The 14,077-nt window shown below is 38.0% G+C and carries 14 protein-coding genes and 1 riboswitch; of the genes, 7 read left to right on the forward strand and 7 right to left on the reverse strand.

Translation table 11 applies throughout. The annotated features are described in order from the left end of the window. From BHF68_RS04720 to BHF68_RS04730, 3 genes are all read right to left on the reverse strand, one after another. Nucleotides 1-190 (reverse strand): transposase (locus BHF68_RS04720; protein WP_176719879.1); only part of this gene is annotated, 190 nt, incomplete at its 3' end. Nucleotides 191-335: 145 nt separating this feature from the next. Then, on the reverse strand, nt 336-770 hold the full coding sequence (locus BHF68_RS04725) for a hypothetical protein (protein ID WP_141706233.1): 435 nt from the start codon (nt 768-770) through the stop codon (nt 336-338). Beyond that, the gene (locus BHF68_RS04730) at nt 754-1,710 is read right to left on the reverse strand and encodes a DUF4198 domain-containing protein (RefSeq protein WP_069642521.1); all 957 of its coding nucleotides are present in this window, start codon (nt 1,708-1,710) and stop codon (nt 754-756) included. The genes BHF68_RS04725 and BHF68_RS04730 overlap by 17 nt, the downstream gene beginning before the upstream one ends. Nucleotides 1,711-2,001: 291 nt before the next feature. Here BHF68_RS04730 and BHF68_RS04735 point away from each other — a divergent pair, with 291 nt between their 5' ends. From BHF68_RS04735 to BHF68_RS04745, 3 genes are read left to right on the forward strand one after another with little or no spacing between them, the layout of a single operon-like run. After that, nucleotides 2,002-2,604, forward strand: a complete 603-nt coding sequence (locus tag BHF68_RS04735; protein ID WP_069642522.1) for a CbiM family transporter — start codon at nt 2,002-2,004, stop codon at nt 2,602-2,604. Between the two features lie 2 nt (nt 2,605-2,606). Then, entirely contained in the window at nt 2,607-3,404 is a 798-nt protein-coding gene (gene cbiQ, locus BHF68_RS04740) for a cobalt ECF transporter T component CbiQ (protein ID WP_069642523.1), read from the forward strand. Beyond that, nucleotides 3,397-4,242 (forward strand): energy-coupling factor ABC transporter ATP-binding protein, encoded by an 846-nt coding sequence (locus tag BHF68_RS04745; protein ID WP_069642524.1) that lies wholly within the window; start codon nt 3,397-3,399, stop codon nt 4,240-4,242. The genes cbiQ and BHF68_RS04745 overlap by 8 nt, the downstream gene beginning before the upstream one ends. Nucleotides 4,243-4,337: 95 nt before the next feature. On the opposite strand, the gene BHF68_RS04750 is transcribed toward BHF68_RS04745, so the two are convergent. Both BHF68_RS04750 and BHF68_RS04755 read right to left on the reverse strand, forming a co-directional pair. Then, on the reverse strand, nt 4,338-6,272 hold the full coding sequence (locus tag BHF68_RS04750) for an aconitate hydratase (RefSeq protein ID WP_069642525.1): 1,935 nt from the start codon (nt 6,270-6,272) through the stop codon (nt 4,338-4,340). A gap of 16 nt (nt 6,273-6,288) precedes the next feature. Next, the gene (locus BHF68_RS04755) at nt 6,289-7,089 is read right to left on the reverse strand and encodes an IclR family transcriptional regulator (RefSeq protein ID WP_069642526.1); all 801 of its coding nucleotides are present in this window, start codon (nt 7,087-7,089) and stop codon (nt 6,289-6,291) included. A gap of 152 nt (nt 7,090-7,241) precedes the next feature. On the opposite strand from BHF68_RS04755, the gene trmL reads away from it, so the two are divergent. Beyond that, a complete protein-coding gene (trmL, locus tag BHF68_RS04760; protein WP_084019215.1) occupies nt 7,242-7,703 on the forward strand; it encodes a tRNA (uridine(34)/cytosine(34)/5-carboxymethylaminomethyluridine(34)-2'-O)-methyltransferase TrmL in 462 nt (153 codons plus the stop codon). Nucleotides 7,704-7,706: 3 nt separating this feature from the next. On the opposite strand, the gene BHF68_RS04765 is transcribed toward trmL, so the two are convergent. Continuing rightward, nucleotides 7,707-8,660: an arsenic resistance protein gene (locus tag BHF68_RS04765; protein ID WP_176719880.1), complete on the reverse strand. Its 954-nt coding sequence runs from the start codon at nt 8,658-8,660 to the stop codon at nt 7,707-7,709. A 184-nt stretch (nt 8,661-8,844) separates the two neighbouring features. After that, entirely contained in the window at nt 8,845-9,651 is an 807-nt protein-coding gene (gene uppP / locus BHF68_RS04770; protein ID WP_069642529.1) for an undecaprenyl-diphosphatase UppP, read from the reverse strand. A 166-nt stretch (nt 9,652-9,817) separates the two neighbouring features. Continuing rightward, nucleotides 9,818-9,982, forward strand: a riboswitch (M-box (ykoK) riboswitch). A 260-nt stretch (nt 9,983-10,242) separates the two neighbouring features. On the opposite strand from uppP, the gene mgtE (BHF68_RS04775) reads away from it, so the two are divergent. From mgtE (BHF68_RS04775) to mgtE (BHF68_RS04785), 3 genes are all read left to right on the forward strand, one after another. Next, nucleotides 10,243-11,613 (forward strand): magnesium transporter, encoded by a 1,371-nt coding sequence (mgtE, locus tag BHF68_RS04775; RefSeq protein ID WP_069642530.1) that lies wholly within the window; start codon nt 10,243-10,245, stop codon nt 11,611-11,613. 101 nt (nt 11,614-11,714) lie between these two features. Next, nucleotides 11,715-12,422 carry an MgtC/SapB family protein gene (locus BHF68_RS04780; RefSeq protein ID WP_069642531.1) on the forward strand — a complete coding sequence of 236 codons (708 nt, stop codon included), beginning with the start codon at nt 11,715-11,717 and terminating at the stop codon, nt 12,420-12,422. A 16-nt stretch (nt 12,423-12,438) separates the two neighbouring features. Next, nucleotides 12,439-13,803, forward strand: a complete 1,365-nt coding sequence (gene mgtE / locus BHF68_RS04785; RefSeq protein WP_069642532.1) for a magnesium transporter — start codon at nt 12,439-12,441, stop codon at nt 13,801-13,803. The last annotated feature ends 274 nt before the right edge of the window (nt 13,804-14,077 follow it).

The raw sequence follows: 14,077 nt of genomic DNA on the forward strand, positions 1-14,077 counted from the left end.
TATAACCATTACGACTATTACCAGTGTTAATGCCTCTGGAATCATTCTTTGGATACCCAAGATGATTTTCCATCTCTGCTTCAAAAATTTCTTGGAGAGTATTCTTGAATAGTTCTTTCATCTTTTCCTGGATATCTTCTACTGTACGACAATCTTTTGCTAATTCCTTAGCTAACGTACTACTTTGCATAAACGATCAACTCCTTAGTGGTAAGTTTAACCATTTACACAAAAGTTAGTACATTCTCATAAAAATAGGAAGCTCAAGGGGATGAGCTTCCTATTTTTATTGGGTCAATTTATATATAACATTTTATGAGTTTGGTAGTTTACAGTTAAACGTTTGATTTATTTTTTTGTTGATTTCTATAGTTAAAAAAAGCAGCAACGAACACTAGTAATGCTAAACCAAAACCTAGTTTATACATAATCGGTACTTCTGCAACATTTCCTACTTCGTAATTATAGGTAGCTCTATGGCCCATACCATCATCTGCAACTGCTTTAACAGCCTTTACTCTTCGAGGATTATACTTCATAATCCCTTCACTGTTGACAGACTCTTGCAGCAAAATGTTATCATCTTCGTCATAAAGTGTAACAACAGCCATAGTAGCAGCTTCACGACCATCATAGAAGACAAAGAATTGTCCAGGCTCTTGTTGAACGATATACATCCGGTGTGCTGAAGCAGTGTCAGTGAAAATTATGCCTTGAAGAAGCACCACTGCTAGCAAGCAGATAACGAACTTCTTAAGCATTAACGTCACCTTTTTTACGTCCTTTTAAGAATAAGAATGCAGCTCCAGCAAAAAGAATTATGGTACCAATTAAGAGCATCTTGCCTTGCGTGTTAGCCTGCTCAGTAGCGGCTGCAGCATCATTAGCAGGTGTTGCAGGTGTAACTCCTGTATCTACTACAACTTCTTCGTTCTCTTGAGGTTGCACTAAGAAGTAAGTTGTTAATGTATAGCGTGTACCAATGTACTCTTGACCATCAGTGACTCCGCCACGTTCGTCATCGAATAAAGCGACTTTAAGCATCCATGTATTTTCATCATTTGGAACAAATGAGAACACACCATTTTCATCAGTTGTAATGTCAGCAAAAATCTCTGCATCAGATGTAGTGGCCGTTGGGCTTACAACAATTATAGATTGATTAGCTAAAGGCTCTCCTAGGTATTTTAGAACAGCTTGGAACTCATCAGCCAATTGGAAGTGACCGATATCTACTTTCGGAATGATTTCTAAATCTAGGTTAGCAGGTAAGTCATAGGCATGAAGATCTGGATCTCCATCAACAGGTATATATGCCTTTACTAATGTTTGGATATGCTGGAAGCCCTGTGGCTCGCCATGTGCCCAATCAATGATTCCACGGTCATGTTTAAAGATAACTTGGAAATCTCCGCCTGTTTCAGGAATGAATGATGCACTATAGTGATCATCTTGCTGCGTTAATTCTAAAGCAATTTCTTTTCCATCAGGAGTATGTACATATAGTTCTCCCTCTGGGATACTGTTAAAATAAGCGCTTTCTGGATCAGGGTTATGCGGGAAATGTCCCCACCATAGCTTTAGCTCGATTTCTTCACCCATCTTACCTTCTTCTAGGTCAACAAAGTACAGTTCATGGGCGGATGCCATGCTAGCCATAGATAAAACCAATGTAACAACCAAAATAATAGCTAAAAAACGTTTTTTCATGAAATTTTTTCTCTCCCTTTTTATCTTTTTAGTTGTACTTGTGAAAAATGCACATAAAAAAACCACGCAAAGTCACTATTGTTATACTAAATAGTGAACCTTCGTGGTTCTAAGTGTTTTCACACAAGACAGCTTCTGCTGTCGATTATGTTTTAAGATTAGCAAAGCTAATAGATGAAGTCAACAGTTTTTTTGAGAAACATTTGTTATTGAAATCATTTTAATTTAGTGTAAGATAAAATAGATGTTGAATGCTGGCTTTAGTAGTTGATTGGAATGGGAGGTTTTACTGTGCATATTTCTGATGGCGTGTTAAATCTGCCAATTGCTGCAACGGCTGCCGTTGTTAGTGTTGGAGTTATAGCATATTCGGCGAAGGGTTTAAAGTCTGAAGAAATTCCTAAGATCAGTCTATTAACCGCGGCCTTTTTTGTCGCATCACTAATCAGAATGCCTATAGGTCCCAGCTCTGTACACCTGCTACTGTTTGGTTTACTAGGAATTATATTAGGTAGGCGGGCGCCATTAGCCATCTTAGTCGGTCTATTAATGCAAGCGACCCTATTTCAACACGGTGGTATTATTGTGCTTGGTGTTAACTTTTTAATGATGTCAATACCTGCTTTAGTAGTGGGCTTTTTATATCAAAAATATAATAGTGACAAAGGTGTCTTTATTCGCAGTGCAATCTTAGGTGGTTTTGCTATTGTTATAGCTTTGATGTTTTTAATTACAGCACTTTATTTTAGTGATGATATGTATAGTCACGGTGATTTTTCTGTCATAAACGTACTTGTTATATCACATATACCTTTAATTTTTTTTGAGGGTGTAATGATTGGTATCATAGTCAAGTTTTTATATAGAACTAGACCTCAACTCTTAGGAGGCTAAATATGGAACAGCAAGAAATGCAGACATCGAAATGGGAGCAAAGCAACCATTTTATAGAAAAGGGTCATGGGAGTAGTCTAAATAATAATAACTCCTGGCTTTATAATTGGGAAACAAGATCTAAGACCTTAACGGCTATTGGTTATATATTTTTTGTGCTGACGTTGCAATCGATTCCTTTGCTAGCGTTAGCTTTTTCATTTGTTTTAATCACTGCTGTAATAGGACGACTTAATTTAGTGTTTTTTGCACGGAGACTTTCTTGGATATTGCCATTTCTTATATTTATGGCAATTCCATTATTGTTTGGAAATGGTTTATCTCCTACAGAACAACAGATAACATTTACTTTAGTACTTTTTTTAAAGGCCCTAACTTCTGTCTCGGTAATGATAATTATGATTACAACACAGCCTGTGGAACGTTTTTTTCAAGGTCTAGCTAATATCGGGCTGCCTTCATATCTTGTATCAATTCTGTTTTTAGCATTTAGATATATTTTTATGTTTAGGGACTCAGTATTTGAAATTGAAAGGGCGCTCAAGTCTAGAAATTTCAGTTTTAAAGGTAACAAAAGAGTTCTCCCGACCATGGGAGAAGTAATAGGTGGCATGTTTATTACTGCCTTTGATCGTTCGGAGTCCGTTTATCAGGCGATGGTATCGAGGGGCTATGATGGAACTATGAGACTAGGCAAGGCAGAGAAAATCTACCCTAAGGATTGGATTGTTACAGTGTCTGTATTAGGTGTGGGATTACTATTGATGCTTATAGATAGAGGGGTGTTGTTCTTTGGATAAGCAAAATTTAGATAAAGTAGTAGCAGATAATAATTCAGCGGCAGTTCGTATTGACGAATTAAGCTATAGATATCCTGACGGAACAAATGCACTTAATGGCGTTAGCTTGACAATACCTAAGGGAGTACGTACGGCAATATTGGGAGCAAATGGCTGCGGTAAATCAACGCTATTTTTCCATATCAACGGCTTATTAAGTCCACATACAGGAAAGGTTTATGTCTTTGATGATGAAGTCAAAAAAGCTAACTTGAAAAAAATACGCCAACAGGTAGGGTTTGTGTTTGCTAATCCAGATTCACAGGTTTTTGCGACTTCAGTAAGAGAGGATATCGCATTTGGGCCAAGGAATCTGTCGTTAACGGAAGAAGAAGTTCACTTAAGAGTTGAATGGGCAATGGAGCAGGTGGGTATAATGGATTTGGCAAATCGACCACCGCAAAACCTAAGTCTAGGTCAGAAGAAGCGCGTCGCTATTGCTGGCGTTCTGGCAATGAAGCCAGACATATTAGTGTTTGATGAGCCGACAGTTGGGCTTGATCCTGCGGCTAAGAGACAGCTCTTTAGCATTCTGAATAAGCTCGAAGATGGGAATAGGACAATTATCATTTCTACCCATGATGTAGATTTAGCATATAGCTGGGCTGAACAAATTATTGTAATGTCTAATGGACAGGTAGTGAAGATTGGCCCACCTGAGATTTTATGCGATGCTGAGTTAATTGAACGTGCGGCCCTAGAAATACCTCAGTTAGCTCAAGCTTTCTGTGGCAGTGGCTATCAACCTCGTACTGCGGCTGAAGCCAACCGAGTTATTAGCAAACTAATCAATAGCTAGCTTAATTTCGAAAGATAAAGGCAGGGTTCGCGTCAATCAACGAATCCCTGCCTTTTGTATTTGTATAAGAGTAACACTTATAGCTTAATTAGTTATTAGTTGCTCTCTGCTTGCTTTTTCGTGTAGTTTAACTGTCCGCCTTCTAAGAGGATGCTAATCTGACGCTCAGATAAGTCGTACTCTACAGTGAACTCCGTACCTTTTGTTACGTTTTTCACAGTAACATCAGTGCCCTTTGCCATTTGCTCACGGATGTTCGGAATTTCTAATTTATCATCTTGGTCAATCGAATCATAGTCCGCTTCATTCTTGAAGGTAAACGGTACGATACCGAAGTTTACAAGATTCGCTTTGTGGATTCTTGCAAAAGACTTTGTAATTACAGCTTTAACACCAAGATACATAGGTGCTAACGCAGCATGCTCACGGCTGGAACCCTGTCCATAGTTATGACCACCCACGATAAATGATTTTCCTGCTTCTTTAGCGCGTTTTGGGTACGTCTCATCCACCTGACAATATACATACTCAGAAATAGCAGGAATGTTAGAGCGTAATGGTAAAATCTTAGCTCCTGCAGGCATGATGTGGTCAGTCGTAATGTTGTCATCAACCTTAAGTACTACTGGGGCAGCAATCGTCTCTGGCATAGCTTCGTTAATTGGCACAGGTTTGATGTTTGGTCCACGGCGTACTTCAACAGTTGATGAATCTTCTGCTGGTGCTAATACCATGCTATCATCAATAATAAACTCTGGTGGTATCGTTACAATTGGATACTCGCCAAGCTCACGCGGGTCAATTAACTTACCAGTTAAAGCAGCGGCAGCCGCTATTTCAGGACTTGCTAAGTAAATTTGTGCTGATTTCGTACCACTACGACCTTCAAAGTTACGGTTAAATGTACGAACAGACACTGCATCAGTTTGTGGAGATTGTCCCATACCGATACAAGGTCCGCATGCTGCTTCAAGAATACGAGCCCCCGCTTTAATTAAGTCAGCTAAAGCACCATTTGCAGCAATCATTTCAAAAACTTGCTTAGACCCTGGAGCAACAACTAAGCTAACATCAGGGTGTACCTGTTTGCCTTTTAGAATAGAAGCTACACGCATTAAATCCATATAAGAACCATTAGTACAGCTACCAATTGCAACCTGATTGACTGTAATTGGACCAATGTTTTTAATCGTATCTACATTATCTGGCATATGCGGTTTCGCAGCCATAGGCTCTAATTCGTTTAAGTTAATTTCAATTTCTTCGTCGTACGTAGCATCCACATCTGGTAGCAATTCAACCCAGTCTTGTTCACGCTTTTGCGCCTTGAAGAATTCAAGGGTAATCTCGTCACTAGGGAATAGAGAGGTAGTAGCACCAAGCTCAGCACCCATATTAGTAATGATTGCGCGTTCAGGTACTGTTAATGACTTAATTCCTTCGCCTGTGTACTCAATAATTCTACCAACCCCACCCTTAACAGAAAGGCGACGTAGTACTTCTAAGATTACATCCTTAGCAGATACCCAAGGCTGTAGCTTACCAGTCAGCTTAATATTTAAGATTTTTGGCATTGGTGTATAGAATGCGCCACCACCCATTGCTACTGCAACATCTAGTCCACCAGCTCCGATGGCAATCATACCAATACCGCCACCTGTTGGTGTATGGCTGTCAGAGCCTAATAATGTTTTGCCTGGAATTCCAAAACGCTCAACATGCACCTGGTGACTAATACCGTTACCAGGACGTGAAAAGTACACACCGTGCTTAGCGGCAACCGTTTGTAAGTAACGGTGATCATCTGCATTTTCAAATCCAGTTTGTAACGTGTTGTGGTCAACGTAACTAACGGAAAGGTCAGTTTTCACCTGGGGAATCCCTGTAGCCTCGAATTGAAGATACGCCATTGTACCAGTAGCGTCCTGTGTTAGGGTTTGATCAATACGAATACCAATTTCTTTGCCAGGAATCATTTCACCTGAAACTAAATGTTCACTTAAGATTTTTTGTGCTAAATTTTTACCCATGTTTACACTCCTCTATTTATCTGAATTTTGTCTCATGACTAGTAATTTGATTATAAGCCAGCATATTAGATATATTATTTGCTGATTGCTTAACCTTACTCGCAATACTATCTAAAAGTTCGTCAGGGAAACGGTCGATTGGCCCAGATAAAGATAGGGCGGCAGCTAATTCGCCTGTACTGTAGAACACTGGGGCAGCGATAGCAGCTACTCCGCTTTCCCGTTCTTCAAAGCTCATTGCATAACCGTTAAGTTGTGTATTAGAGATTTTTTCACGATACCTTACTAAGTCGAACTTAATAGGACAGAACGATTTTGTAAATAGCTCGTCCCTTTCCTGTTCAGGAATATAAGCGAGTAGAACTTTACTGGCAGCTCCTACATAAAGCGGTAGCCTTTGGCCAATTATAGCAATTCTCCGCAATGTTTGCGTACTTTCAATAGCATGCAAGCGCACGCGCTCATCTCCATCCCTAACATATAGGGATACAGTCTCACCTAGTTCATCACGAATTTTCTTCATCTCTGGGATAGCTGTTTGGATTAAATCACTCGATCTAGAAGCATAACTAGAAAGCTCAATAATTTTCATGCCCAAACGATAGCGCTCAACTTCTGGAATTTTTTCAACGTATCCCCGTGCTTCAAGGGAGTTTAGTAACCGATGCACAGTGCTTTTATGTAGATGCACTTTATGCGAGATATCTGTTAAAGACAGGCTCTTCTCGTGCCCTATAAAAGCCGATAAAATATCGAGGGCCCGTTCTACAGAGCGGACAGTCATTTTATCAGCTGGTTGCTTTTCTGAGGTTGGCATATACTTCCTCCTCAAACTATTTAGTTTCATTTGGTGCAACTTAGTTTTATTTTGTTATTATAGCATAAATGGATTGAACATCAATAGTGAAAACGGCAGCAATGTGGTAAAATATATAGAAATCTTTGAAGTAGGAGGTAGTTTTTTTGTCAATTGAAATAGTATTAGTAGAGCCAGAAATACCACAGAACACAGGGAACATTGTCCGCACCTGTGCTGCAACAAAAACAAAGCTACACTTAGTAGAGCCGATGGGCTTCTCTATAGATGAAAAGCAGGTAAAAAGAGCGGGGCTGGATTACTGGCATCTCGTAGAAATTGAAACCCATAAGAGCTTACAAGCGTTTCTAGATAAATACGAGTCTAGCAGAAGACTGTTCTATGCAACTACTAAGGCTAAAGCCCATTACGCACAGGTTGAATATCAGCCTGGTGATATGATTTTGTTTGGAAAAGAAACAAAGGGCTTGCCTGAGGATTTCTTGTTTGCAAACCCTGAGCGTTGCTTGCGGATGCCAATGAGTCCTGATTCTAGGAGCTTAAATCTCTCAAATGCCGTTGCCGTGTTTACCTATGAAGCACTCAGACAGCTAGATTTCCCAGACCTATATTAAAGTTTAATTACTCTTATTAATGATACGTCCAAACTGTACAGCAAATTGCTGTTGGAATAAGAAACATAGTGCAACCATCAAAGCAGCGTCAGCACCAAAGGTAGTTACTGCTAATCCAAGACCGATAGCAAGGTTACGGAGGGCTGTTCCGTAAACTAAAGATATGCAGTTTTCCCTTGTATAGAATCGTTTACCAATGAAATATGATAACGAAAAAATAGCGATATAAAATAAGAATAGAACGAATACTGCGAGTAAAAGAAGATGCCAATCAGAAACAATGCGATTAGCATTAATACTTATGCTCGTAAAGATAATATAAATCATTCCATAGGCTGTGAAACCAGGTAGCTTTGGTTTGATTTTTTCTTTAAAAGTCGTTTCAGGTATTTTAGTTAACAATGCGTAATAAGTTATCAGACCTGCAATTAAAGGGATGAAGATTACCATGAATATAGTTTGGAACACTTGCATTAAATCGATTGGAATAAATTGTCCAACCATAACGAGCAAGTACCATGGTGCTAGGATTGCTCCTATTACAAGGCCTACAACTGTAAGTTGTAAAGAAGCTGGCACGTTCCCTTTGGCGATTAAGGTGAAAGCTACTGTCATAGTGCCAGTGGGAAGTAAGGCGATAATTGCTAGGCCAGCGAAAAGCTCAGGTTGATTTCTAAGGAACATAAAACCAAGCAAATAAGCAATTAAAGGAATAGAAATAAAGTTAATTAGCAGAGAAGTGTTAATTAACTTTATGTATTTTAAGTTGAAGATTTCGCTTATTTTCAAGCCAATCATAAGTGGGTAAACCATTAGAATGGAAACAATAAGAACGTAATCCCTTAAGCCGCTTGTGTCAAATAACAACCCAACTATTAATCCTGATAAAATAGTTAAAGGTACTGTATATACAATATTACGATTAGGTATCATGAAAATCTTCCAAAATGTTGACACAAAAATCCCCCTATATGTATTGTAATGACTATTTTGCATAATAAAACCATTTGGTTATATTATAGTTACTCTATAACTTAGTCTTTATTCAATACGCTAGGGGGTGTATCCTGCTATTCTAGGTATTTATAATTCTTATTGTCTATTAAAAATTGTCTATTAAAAAGAATTTGATAACAAAGTATTAACGTAAAAAGATAAATACAACACCACTTACAAAGAAGCAGTAATATGCAAAGTAAATTAACTTACTACGATTTAAGAAGGCAATTAACCAGCGAATTCCGATTAAAGCAAAAATAAATGAAGCAATAAATGAAATAGTTAGCTCAAACCAACCAGTATCAAATTCTGCTAGTCGCATATCTGGGAACATTAATACAGTAGATCCTAAGATGACAGGGATAGATAAAAGGAATGAAAAACGTACCGCGGTCGATTTATCTAATCCTACCCACAGAGCAGCTACTAGTGTACTTCCGGCACGTGATACTCCAGGTATTACAGCTACAGTCTGACCGATCCCGACCCAGAAAGCGTCCCAAAAAGTCATATCCTTTTCGCGGCGATTCCCGTATTTCATAACACGTTCAATTAATATTAAAAATAGACCAGTGAAAAATAGCGCTATAGAAATAGTCGTCATTGAACGAAGTGTATCTGCTAATTGTTTCTCTAATAAGATACCAAGAACTCCAGTTATAAAAGTAGCAGCTATAATATAAATTCCAAACCAAAATGATGTTTTATATTTAACGTTGCGTGTGCCAACGTATTGAAGAAACTCCTTAATTATTACCGCTAAATCAGCTCGGAAGAAATATACAACGGCAAGCAATGAAGCAAAATGCAAAAACACCTCAAAAGCCAAGCCAGGCATAGATATACCAAATAACTCCTGTGTAATAATCAAATGAGCCGAACTTGAAATCGGTAGGAATTCCGTAATTCCTTGAACAATACCTAAAACCAATGCTTCAAACCAATTCAAAAATGAACACTCCTTTCCAAAATACCCTTATTACAAAGTAACATATTTGTCAGTGATAACCAAGACCAATTTAAAAATTAGTAAAATTGCAGATTGCATTCACTATGAACATTTATACTTGACAGGGCATAGGATATGCATATAGACTAACAAATGAAAATAATTCAATACACCTCGTTAGGTGAGGCTCCTATACGGAGATACGCTGCTGCCCAAAAATGTCCAAAGACGCCAATGGGTCAACAGGAACGATCGACATAAGGTCGTTTTTAATGTAGCTGGATGTTATCCTATGCCGTATAGTGCTAAAGCTCAACGATGGAGGGAACAGATTATTTGTGTTGTCTGTAGTTCTGATTTTGGGACACCCTTATTCGTTGATGGGTGTTTTTGTGTTTTTCAGACAATAATTTTAGTGTGAAAGGGAGTGGTGTAATATATGGACAGTAGTTGTAGGTGTAGTAACAAACTCAACTTTTTTCATAATCAAACAAAATTAGGAAACACTACAGCCATGGGTTCCGTTATGCCACATCCTCGATTAAAGTCAGACACCTAGTGGAATCCTTGGCATGAAAAGGAGGATTTAAAATGGTGAAATTAGATAAACACACAGCGGAAGAATACACTCGTTTAGTAACCCAAGCCTTAGATGCTAATAACAAAGATAAGTTCCGCGAATTATTTTTAGAACTTCATCCGACTGATCAGGTCGAATTATATTCAAAATTCTCAGAAACTCAACAGGTGCAGGTGCATAATTATATAACTGCAGAAGAGTTTGCTGAAGTTTTCCAGGGCATGGAGATAGACCAACAGAAGGAACTAGTAAAAAGGCTTGACCATGCATATGCAACTGAATTATTTAATAATATGTATTCTGATGACTTAGCATCCTTTATTGGTGAGCTAGAAGATAAAGAAGCTAAAGAAGTTATTGGCTTGCTAGATAAAGAAGAAGCAGAAGACATTAAAGAGATTTTGAATTATGAGGACGAAACAGCCGGTGCAATTATGACCACCGAGTTTATTTCTATAGTTTCCTCAGATACCGTTGGCAATGTAATGGAGAGTCTACGTGAGAAGCAACGAGACGCTGAGACCATCTATTACCTATATGTAGTTAATGATTTGCACCAACTGGTAGGGGTTCTATCCTTAAGAGATTTAATGTTTTCAAAATTAGATGAAAAAATCGAAAATATTATGAGTACCCGAGTTGTATCGGTAAATGTTAATACTGACCAGGAAGAAGTAGCTAAGATGATTAAGAAGTATGACTTATTAGCAATTCCAGTTGTCAAGGATGATGGTGAGTTTATAGGAATTGTTACTGTCGATGACGTTATGGATGTTCTAGAGGAAGAGGCTACAGAGGATATTGGTGAAATCACGGCGACTAGGGGTTCAGTAGACGCAAATATTACTTCTGTAAAAGCTGCTAGAATGCGTGCTCCATGGATTCTTTTGCTAATGTTTTTAGGACTTATTACGGCCAATGTAATTGGACAGTTTGAAGAAACATTAGAGACAGTGATATTATTGGCGGTATTTATTCCATTGATTATGGACTCAGCAGGTAATACAGGAACCCAGGCTCTAGCTGTTGTCGTACGTGGTATGGCACTAGGAACATTAGAAAAAGGTGGAGTCAAGCAACTATTAAAACGTGAATTTGGAACTGGAATTATGCTTGGTCTAATGTGTGCAATAGCACTGATGATTATAGTTCCGTTTCTCTACGATAGCTATGTTTTAGCGTTCATCGTTGGTTTCTCACTATTTATTACCTTAAGTGTTGCGACTATGGTAGGGGCGATTGTACCAATCATAATCAACAAGCTTAAGATTGATCCAGCGGTTGCTTCAGGTCCATTCATTACGACTATTAACGATATCATCGGACTGTTAATATACTTCTCCGTTGCAACAGCATTAATCAACTACTTACCTCAGGTGTAAGGGAGATTACTCAGAACCTTCGATTTTTAATTGAAGGTTCTTTCTTTATATGATGTATATAAGAATGATATAAGAATACTTCATTGTAGGTGGTGATAAAAATGGGTCTAGAAGTGCTCATGAAATTAAGTATAGCGTTATTATTCGGTTTATTAATCGGAATCGATAGACAACTAAAGCATAAACCCTTAGGCTTAAAAACAACGATGATTATTTGCGTTGCCAGCTGTCTATTAACGATTGTATCGATTGAATCGTTCTTTAAATACTCGAGTCCATTATATAATAATATGGATCCGATGCGTTTAGCGGCGCAAATTGTTAGTGGAGTCGGTTTCTTAGGTGCAGGTGTCATCCTTCGCAGGACTAACGATGTCATTTCTGGACTAACGTCAGCGGCAATGATTTGGGCCGCATCAGGAATTGGGATAGCTGTTGGCGCTGGATTTTATTTTGAAGCTTCATATGTAGTTTTTCTATTAATTGTTGCAGTTAATTTTATACCTAGCTTTGTAAAGTGGGCTGGTCCTGGTTCTCTAAGTAAGCGAGACGTCGCCCTTAAGATTGTTGTTGAGCCGAACTACCGTATGACGGAGCTTCTAAAGATAATAGAAAGTAAGGGTCAAGGTCTCAGTAAGCAAAAAAACTATGACATTCAAATACGTCATATAAAAATTAAAGACTTAGATAACGGAAATCAACAAATCGATTTAACAATCTCCGCTCCTGAGAAACAATATACAACAGAGATATATTACCTAATTAAAAAGATTGACCACGTGCTAACCGTTGACGTTGAGCACTTGTAGAGGGGAGGAATGAATTATGGTGCAATTAAATCACAAAAATCGCGAAGAATACATATACTATCTACTCCTTGCACTAAAGAATAGAGATAAAGAAAAATTTCGCAAAGACTTTCTAAATCTGCATCCAACAGATCAGACTGAGGTATTTCGTGAGCTAACCAAGGATAAACGCTCCTTAGTATATGAGTATATATTAGCAGACGAACTAGCTTTGATATTTGAGGGTCTATATGCTGATGAACAAAAAATCATAATGGAGGAATTAGAAGACACCTATGCAGCAGAGATGCTTAATGATGTGTCTGCTGATGATTTAGTCGATTTCTTAGGAGAAGTGTCTGCACAACAGAGTCAGGAATACCTGAGAAAAATGGATGACATACAAGCTCAAAATATTAAAAGATTGTTATCCTATAAAAAAGACACAGTAGGCTCGGTAATGACTACGGAGTATATAACGGCTAAAGATGACGAAACCGTCGAACAAATATTACTGCGTTTGCGCGCAGAAGGCTTAGAGGCGGAAACGATTTACTATATATACGTACTCAATCAAGAAAAACGTTTAATAGGTGTTGTGTCGTTACGAGAGCTAATTACCAAAGATCCATTAACAAAAGTACACGATATTATGAAATCGAATGTTATAACACTATCGGCACTTACTAGTCATAGGGATGCCGTTACAGCTATTAAAGATTATGACCTTTTGGCTGTTCCTGTAGTAGATCATGAAAAAAGGATTTTAGGAATTGTAACAGTTGATGACGTCTTAGATATTTTAGAGGAAGAAACTGATGAGGATATTGAGGATATGTCAGCCATTAGAGGGACTGTAGATTTAGAAATAAGTCCGATAACGGCAGCGAAACGACGACTCCCTTGGTTAATAATACTTTTGTTTATGGGTTTGTTTACAGGTTCAATTATTAGTAGTTTTGAAGTGACTTTTATTAGTTTTGCTTTTCTACTGCTTTTTGTTCCAATGATTACAGACATGGCGGGCAATACGGGTATTCAATCATTAGCGGTTGTAATTAGAGGTTTAGCCACTGGCAAAATAAGAGACCAACAGATTAAACAGCTATTATTCAGAGAAACTCTAACTGGCATGATAATTGGAGTTATATGCTCCGTTATAGCGGGTGTAATTGTATATCTAATAACTTTAAGTACTTTTTATGTTTTAACTATAACAATATCATTACTTGTTACTCTGACTTTCGCTACTGTCATTGGTGCTATAGTGCCGCTAATCATAAATCGATTACGAATAGATCCAGCAGTTGCCTCTGGGCCTTTTATTACAACAATTAATGACATACTGGCCATTTTAATCTACTTTTCCGTTGCCACAGCCCTAATAGCTTATTTCTCCTAATATTTAATCAAACATATGGGCTGATATATAACATATAGTCTGATATATATATAGCAGGATTAGGTAGGAAATATATATTGACAAACGGTGTTAAGGCCATATACACTAGCTTGTGGAAGCATTATTTCATGGTTGGTAAGATATGATTGATGCACCTTCTTAATGAAGGTGCTTATTATATGTTAAGGGGAGTGAGGATTAATGGATAGTTGTCCCGATAGGCGATGGTTTTCAAAAATAATTAAATCAAATAATCGGTTACAAGCATTGACCC

This window comes from Desulfuribacillus alkaliarsenatis (genome assembly GCF_001730225.1).
Classification (GTDB): domain Bacteria; phylum Bacillota; class Bacilli; order Desulfuribacillales; family Desulfuribacillaceae; genus Desulfuribacillus; species Desulfuribacillus alkaliarsenatis.